Below are 6,809 nucleotides of genomic sequence, written 5' to 3'. Positions count from 1 at the left end.
TCTGCTGGGCGAGGACTACTGGCAGTTCTCACCGTTGTTGATGCACTGGACCATCTCGTTCATCGTGTTCTCCTCGAAGAAGTTGATGAAGTCGTTGTGGTCCGTGATCGGCTTGTGCAGCTGCTCCGGGAAGGAGTCCACCGCGAACGCGTTCTGGACCTGTCCATTGTTGATCTGCGGCGCCGGGACGTCGTAGACCAGACGGACCTGGAGCTGGGGGATGGCCTGGAAGCCGTTCGAGCAGCTGCCGTCCGCTTCCACGAAGTCCACGTGGGTGCGGTGGTTGGCGCTGTCGATGTTCTGGCCGTCCCAGCAGCTCTGGAAGTTGGACAACCGGACCATGTTGCTGCCCTCGGGGCAGATCGGGTACTTGTCCGTCGACTGCCGGTCCTCGAAGCCGGTGCAGGTCCAGGAGGTGTTGGCGTTGTTCAGACCGTTGGTGAAGGCCTTGGCGTCACCCGTGATGATCCGCAGCGCCTTCGGCATCGCGACGACGTCGCTCGTCCGGTTGCCCACGAACTTCAGCTCCGCCTGGGCGGGCTCGACGATCTTGCCGACGTTGCCGTCCTGGCCACCGCCGGGCTGGCCGGCGTCGATGTCGTCCGAACCGTCCTGGATCCGGATGACCGGCCAGAAGTACGTCGACTTGTCGGCCTGGTTCTGGCAGGTCGTCTCGCCGTTCTCCAGGTCCTCGTCGCTCGCGAAGGCGTTGTTGGCCTGGTTGCCGACGTAGTCGTGCTGGTGCTGCGCACCGTTGGACACGCCGGGCGCCACGATCACGTTGTCCGAGTTGCGGTTCTCGTTCTCGTTGACGCCGCAGTTCGTGGTGAAGGTGCCCGTGGAACCACCGTCGCCGTTCGAGGCCAGACCGTTCGGCAGGTTGCGGGAGTTGGGCTGGACGTCCTCGATGTTGACGAAGTCCGCGGCTGCCGGGCCGTTGCCGTCCTGACCGCCGTTGCCGCCCTGGCCCTGGTCCTGACCCTGGTCCTGACCACCCTGGTCCTGGCCCTGGTCCTGACCGTCCTGACCGTCCTGGTTCTGGCCGTCCTGGTTCTGACCGTCCTGGCCGTCCTGGTTCTGGCCGTCCTGGTTCTGATCGCCCCCGGCCTGGCCGTCGTTGGTGTTCGCGTCGGCGTTCATGCCCTGGCACTCGGCCATCTGGGCGAGGTTGCCCGGCGCCTGGCCGCCAACCCGCTTGATGTTGATGCCGATCCGGTCGATGGCGGCGGTCCGCTTCGACTTCAGCGGGCCGAGGATGGCGTTGTTGACGAAGCCGGAGTCACCGGCCTGGGCCTGACGCGTGGAGGCGAGCCGGGTGTAGGCCTCGCTGATCTGCTTGTCGAGGTTCGCCAGCTCCTTGTCCACACCCTGGCGCGCGCCGTCCGGCACGTCGGTCAGGCTCTGTCCTACGTCGGGGCACTGGATCGTGGCGACCTGCGCACCCGCGGACTTCGTCTGGTTCGCCGAGTTCTCCTCATGCGCCGAGGCATAGAAGTTTGCCCAGATCAGCCCGCCCCCACCGAGCGCTAGGGCCGCCGATGCGGCTATGGCCTTGGTGGCCATCGGCGTCCGGCGTTTTCTTGTGTTGCGTCCCATGGAACTCCTCTGACTTCCTTTTTCGGGGGCATCGAGGCGCCCGACAGGAGTGAAGCGGCTCCCTTCCATACGGAGGTGGTCCCAGGGGTGTTCAGGTGTCTCTGAAATTGATGCGAGATTCGTGAGGGCTCTGTGTTCTCAACAGCCCATTTGGTACCGCGAGTTGTTGATCCCCCACGGTCGGTGAACCGGCGAGTCCGGTTTCACCGGCCGTGGTCGAGATACGCCAGAACCGCCAGCACGCGGCGGTTGTCGTCGTCCGAGACCTCCAGTCCCAGTTTGGCGAAGATGTTCGCGGTGTGCTTGGCGATGGCCCGTTCCGTCACCACCAGCCGGCCGGCGATCGCCGCGTTGGTCCGGCCCTGCGCCATCAGCTCCAGCACCTCCCGCTCCCGGGGCGTCAGCCGCGCCAGCGGCCGGTCGTCGCCCGACCGGCGCGCCAGCAACTGCTGGATGACCTGCGGATCCATCGCCGTACCCCCGGCGGCGACCCGCCGTACGGCGTCCACGAACTGCTCGGCGTCGAACACCCGGTCCTTCAGCAGGTATCCGACCCCGCCGCTGCCGTCGGCGAGCAGCTCACGCGCGTAGAGCTGCTCCACGTGCTGGGAGAGCACCAGTACCGGCAGGCCGGGCCGCTCGCGGCGGGCGTCGAGCGCGCACTGCAGCCCCTCGTCGGTGTGCGTGGGCGGCAGGCGTACGTCGACCACGGCGACGTCCGGTTCCAGCTCGGCCAGCGCGGCGGCCAGTTCGGGACCGGACTCCACGGCCGCCGCGATCTCGAAGTCGTGCGCCTGGAGCAGCCGGACGAGCCCGTCGCGCAGCAGGAAGAGGTCTTCGGCTAGGACAACGCGCAAGGGATCTCCATGGTGACCATGGTGGGACCGCCCGCAGGGCTGCTGACGGCCAGGACGCCGTCGAATGTACCCAGCCGCCGCTCGACTCCGGAGAGTCCTGAACCGGCTCCGATCACCGCACCTCCCTTGCCGTTGTCGGTGACGGACACCCGCAGCATCCCGTCGGCGTGGTGCAGGTCGGCCCAGATCCGGTCGGCTCCGGAGTGCTTCACCGCGTTGGTGAGCACCTCGCTGACGGCGAAGTACGCGGCGGACTCCACGGGCGCCTCCGCCCGCCCGGGCAGGTCCACGCTCACCTCGGCGGTCACCGGCAGCCGCAGCGCCAGCGCCCGTACCGCGTCGCCGAGGCCGCGCTCGGCGAGGACCGGCGGATGGATGCCGCGCACCAGCTCGCGCAGTTCGGCGAGGGCCTCGACCGACGACGTGCGGGCCTGCGCGATCAGCTCCTTGGCCTTGGCCGGGTCCTTGTCGAGGAGCGCCTCGATGGTGCCCAGGTCCATGCCCACCGCGACCAGCCGGGCCTGGGCCCCGTCGTGCAGGTCCCGCTCGATGCGCCGCAGCTCGGCGGCGGAGGTGTCGACGGCGTCGCGCCGTGTCTCGGTCAGGACCCGCACCCGCTCGGCCAGTCCGCGCTGGCCGGAGCCCAGGACGGCCTGGGTGAGCCGGAAATGGACGTCCAGCAGCAGCGGGGTGAGGAAGTGCGCGAAGAAGAGGATGACCAGGCCCAGGGCGGCGGCACCGAGCGCGGACACCTGCCCGGTGACCTTGACGAAGCCGTACCAGTACCCGTCGGGGAAGACCCGCCACAGACCGGCCGCGAGCGTGAAGCCCTCCAGCGGGTACAGCCACAGCGCGGCGGGCAGCAGCGCGGTGAGGAACCCCGCCGTCATGTCGACCGGCAGCCACATCAGGTCCCGCCAGGTCGCCGGGTCGCGCAGCATCCCCAACGTGGCCGCCCACGGATTGGCGCCCTTCGGCAGCGGCCGGTACGCCGGCGGGATCCGCACCCCGCCCCACTCCGCCGCGAGCACCCGCCGCCAGTTCGCGAACGCCCGCACCCCCTTCAGTACGTACGGCGTCGTGACGAGCCCGATGCCGATCGGGATGAGCGCCATGGACACCAGGGACAGGGTGAAGCACAACACCGCCCCCGGTAACGAGACGAGGGCCACCCCCAGCCCCCGTAGCGCGGCGAGCACGACGCGCCGCCCCTTCGCTGCCCTGTAGCCGCTCTTCGTCTCGATGGTCATGGCGTCAGTCTCGCCGAGCGGGGGTGCGGGGTCACTGGGCCGGGACACCCGGTCAGGGGGTGGTGTTACGTACACCCAGGGAGGCGGGGCGGTGGTTCATATTCCTCCGCCGGTCGCGAGCACCTTCGCCTCCACCTCCGGGTCGAGTCCCGAGCGCGGCCGGTCCGGCCGCTGGGGTGCCGTGCCGCCGATGTCCTGGAGCCAGCTCCAGGTGTCGGCCACGGTCTCCGTGACGGGCCGGCAGCTCAGCCCCGCCTCCACCGCCCGGGAGACGTCCGCGCTGTGCAGGGCGTCGTGCAGATCGCTGCCCGGCGGCACCCACACCGGCAGCTCGGTCCACGGCTCGACGCCCGCCTCCAGGATCACCTCCGGCTCGGTCCACCGCGGTTCGGCACCGCCGCCGGTGACCCGTACACACGCGTCCAGCAGTTCGCCCATCGTGGCGTGCCCCTGCGGACTGGCCAGGTTGTACGGCCCGCTCAACTCCCGCCCGGCCGCGTGCAGGATCCACTCGGCCAGGTCCCGGACGTCCACGTACTGCAGGGGCAGCTCGCGCGGGCCCGGGGCGAGTACCGCACCGCCGCGCGCCGTACGGCCCAGCCACCAGGGCAGCCGGCCGATGTTCTCGTACGGGCCGAGGATCAGCCCGGCCCGGACGAGCACCGACCGGTCCTCGCCGAAGGCGTCCAGCACGGCCAGTTCACCGCCGCGCTTGTCCTGCGGGTACGCGGTCTGCTCCGCGTCGGCCGAGGCGCCCTCCACCAGGGGCGCGTCCTCGCCGTACCCGGCGGGCGGGGCCCACGCGTACACCGAGCAGCTCGACACGTACACGTACCGGCGGGCGCGGCCCCGCAGCAGCCGCGCCGTGTCCCGCACCGCGCGGGGCGCCGCCGACCAGGTGTCGACGACGACGTCCCACTCGCCCGGGTCGTCGGCGAGGGCGGCGAGACCGCCGGGCGCGGTGCGGTCGCCCAGCAGCGACCGCGCGCCCGCCGGCGCCTCGTGCCGCCCCCGGTGGAAGACGGTCACGTCCCAGCCCCGCCCCAGGGCCGCCTCCACGACGGCCCGCCCCGCGAACTCCGTACCACCCAGCATCAGAAGCCTCATGCCGCTGACTCTGCCCGGTGGGGCGGCGGTACGGAACAGGGATCTGCCGTCAGCAGAGCCGTCGGCGGATCCCGTCGGCGGACGGGCGGGGGCCAGTGGCTCAGCGGCCCACGGGAGGCACGTACTTGTATCCGACCCGGCGTACCGTCCGGATCGTGTCGCGGTGCTCCGCGCCCAGCTTGCGGCGCAGCCGGGCGACGTGGACGTCGACCGTGCGGCCGTCACCCACGTGTCCGTAGCCCCACACCGTGCCGACGAGCTGGTCACGGGTGTGCACCCGGCCCGGGTGCGCCACCAGGTGGGCGAGCAGCTCGAACTCCAGATACGTGAGGTCGAGCGGCCGGCCGGCCACCTGGGCGGTGCGCTGCACGGTGTCGACGCGGATCAGCTGCTCGCCGTCCGGCTCGGGACCGGCCTCGGGGCCGACGGGCTCCGGCCGGTCCGGCACCGCCACCGGGAACGGCGGCTGCTGGTCGGCCGGGACGAGCACCAGATAGCCGATCATCGGCGGCTGCCCCGGCAGCGTGGGGAGCGTGTGCTGCGGCGCCGGAAGCCAGGTGGCACCCGGCGGCAGCAGATCAGCGACGGTCACCACCTCGTCCCGGTCGACGGCACGCAGCCGATGGCGGGCGCTGTTCGCGGGAGGGGTGTTGAGGGCGGCGGTGGACAGGGAACGAGTGGTCGCCATGAGAGGTCAGCTCTTTCGCGCGAGGAGTTCGTCGGGAGGTCGACGGCCGCGAGTTCGTGGTCGGGGTCGCCGAGGGACGTACGCGGTTCGCGCTGGCCGAAGGCCGGGGTGTACGGCTTTAGAGGGCCGGCGCGTTCGTCGCGCGGCAACACACCCGGTCGAAGTCGTGGTCCTGACGGGACGGCCAGAAGGGCTCGAGGTCATGACGACCCGTCGCGGTGTACTTCTGGTAGCTGGCCATGGGCCCATTGAAGCAGAGGGGACCCCGCGCCGGGACCCTCCTCTCACAGCTTGGACATCTGCCGGACATCCGGCCGGCCTGCCGGAACCTCATCCCACCAGGCGCTTTCGCCACTCGAGGGGTGCGACATCGATCGCCTTGCCCGGGTCGCCGTCCCACTCAGTGGACAGCCCCGCCGCGGTCAGCGCCGCCACGACCTCGTGTCCGACGGCCTTCGTGGTCTCCTCGGAGCCGTCGAATCCGCCGTAGTACAGCGACAGACCGTGGCCCTCCGCCGCGCCGCGGGTGCACTGGTGGTGAAAGAACACGAACCCCCGCACCTCCGGCTTGCCGTCCGCCTCCGCGCCGATCTCCGCCATGCCACAGCTTCGGCAGCAGGTGAAGTCCTCGCGGGCCACGATGCCGGCGCGGTCCAGGGCCGCGAAAGCACGCTCCAGCCGGTCCGGGTCGGTCGGTTCGCTCCACGTCTCCTGCTCGTCGACGCGCTCCAGCCACAGCCGCTCGACGGTCTGGCGGGCCTGCGCCGAGGAGACGGGGGAGGAGTCCTCCTTGCCCCGCATCAGGTACACCGTCTCGTGGACCATCGTCTCGATGCCCAGGTAGCCGTCCCGGAGCATCTCGTGGACGTACCCCTCGGCCCGCGCCGAGACCTCGGGGGCGAGCGGGGGCGGAGGGGCAGGCAGCCCGAACTCCTCGCGCTCCCAGGTGATCCCGGTGTCCCAGCCGTCCTCCTGGCGCCCCCAGCGGACCATCACCTCGGAGACGAGGCCCGGATCGGCCAACCGGGTCACCCACATATGCGGAACGGACCCCGTGCGGTGCTGGAGGTCGTAAGCCCCGTCCCCGTCGCGTGCCGTCTGGATGAAGACCATCGGCCGGTCCGGTATCCGCTGCACGATGAGGAAGTGGTCGTCGTCCCCGCCGATCCGCTCCACCAACTCCCGCAGCTCCCGCGCCGCGATCCGCGCGTACGCCCGCCCGCTCTCCGTCTGCACCTTGACCGCGAGGCCCCCGTCGATCTCCATGCCCCTCACCCTGACACGCCCCACTGACAACGCGAGGGGGCGCCC

Annotated in this window: 7 protein-coding genes; all 7 read right to left on the bottom strand. The window is 70.9% G+C overall.

The window, feature by feature from the left end:
• Positions 1–15: 15 nt before the first annotated feature.
• On the bottom strand, positions 16–1,596 hold the full coding sequence (locus tag ACFTZL_RS38415) for a DUF1996 domain-containing protein (protein ID WP_382593138.1): 1,581 nt from the start codon (positions 1,594–1,596) through the stop codon (positions 16–18).
• A gap of 203 nt (positions 1,597–1,799) precedes the next feature.
• Positions 1,800–2,453 carry a LuxR C-terminal-related transcriptional regulator gene (locus ACFTZL_RS38410; protein WP_382593135.1) on the bottom strand — a complete coding sequence of 218 codons (654 nt, stop codon included), beginning with the start codon at positions 2,451–2,453 and terminating at the stop codon, positions 1,800–1,802.
• Positions 2,438–3,703, bottom strand: a complete 1,266-nt coding sequence (locus ACFTZL_RS38405; RefSeq protein WP_382593132.1) for a sensor histidine kinase — start codon at positions 3,701–3,703, stop codon at positions 2,438–2,440. Before ACFTZL_RS38405 ends, ACFTZL_RS38410 begins: the two co-directional genes overlap by 16 nt.
• A 96-nt stretch (positions 3,704–3,799) precedes the next feature.
• Positions 3,800–4,810, bottom strand: a complete 1,011-nt coding sequence (locus tag ACFTZL_RS38400) for an NAD-dependent epimerase/dehydratase family protein (RefSeq protein ID WP_382593129.1) — start codon at positions 4,808–4,810, stop codon at positions 3,800–3,802.
• A gap of 100 nt (positions 4,811–4,910) precedes the next feature.
• Complete coding sequence (locus ACFTZL_RS38395; protein WP_382593126.1) at positions 4,911–5,498, bottom strand: winged helix-turn-helix domain-containing protein; 588 nt, start codon at positions 5,496–5,498, stop codon at positions 4,911–4,913.
• Positions 5,499–5,616: 118 nt separating this feature from the next.
• Positions 5,617–5,739: a hypothetical protein gene (locus ACFTZL_RS38390; protein WP_268998969.1), complete on the bottom strand. Its 123-nt coding sequence runs from the start codon at positions 5,737–5,739 to the stop codon at positions 5,617–5,619.
• 89 nt (positions 5,740–5,828) lie between these two features.
• A complete protein-coding gene (locus tag ACFTZL_RS38385; protein WP_382593123.1) occupies positions 5,829–6,764 on the bottom strand; it encodes a DUF6891 domain-containing protein in 936 nt (311 codons plus the stop codon).
• Positions 6,765–6,809: the final 45 nt, after the last annotated feature.

It is taken from the genome of Streptomyces sp. NPDC056948 (genome assembly GCF_042674225.1).
GTDB classification, from domain to species: Bacteria; Actinomycetota; Actinomycetes; order Streptomycetales; family Streptomycetaceae; genus Streptomyces; species Streptomyces purpurascens.
Note: the sequence above shows the minus strand (reverse complement) of the source record. Positions and strands in the feature narration are given on the sequence as shown.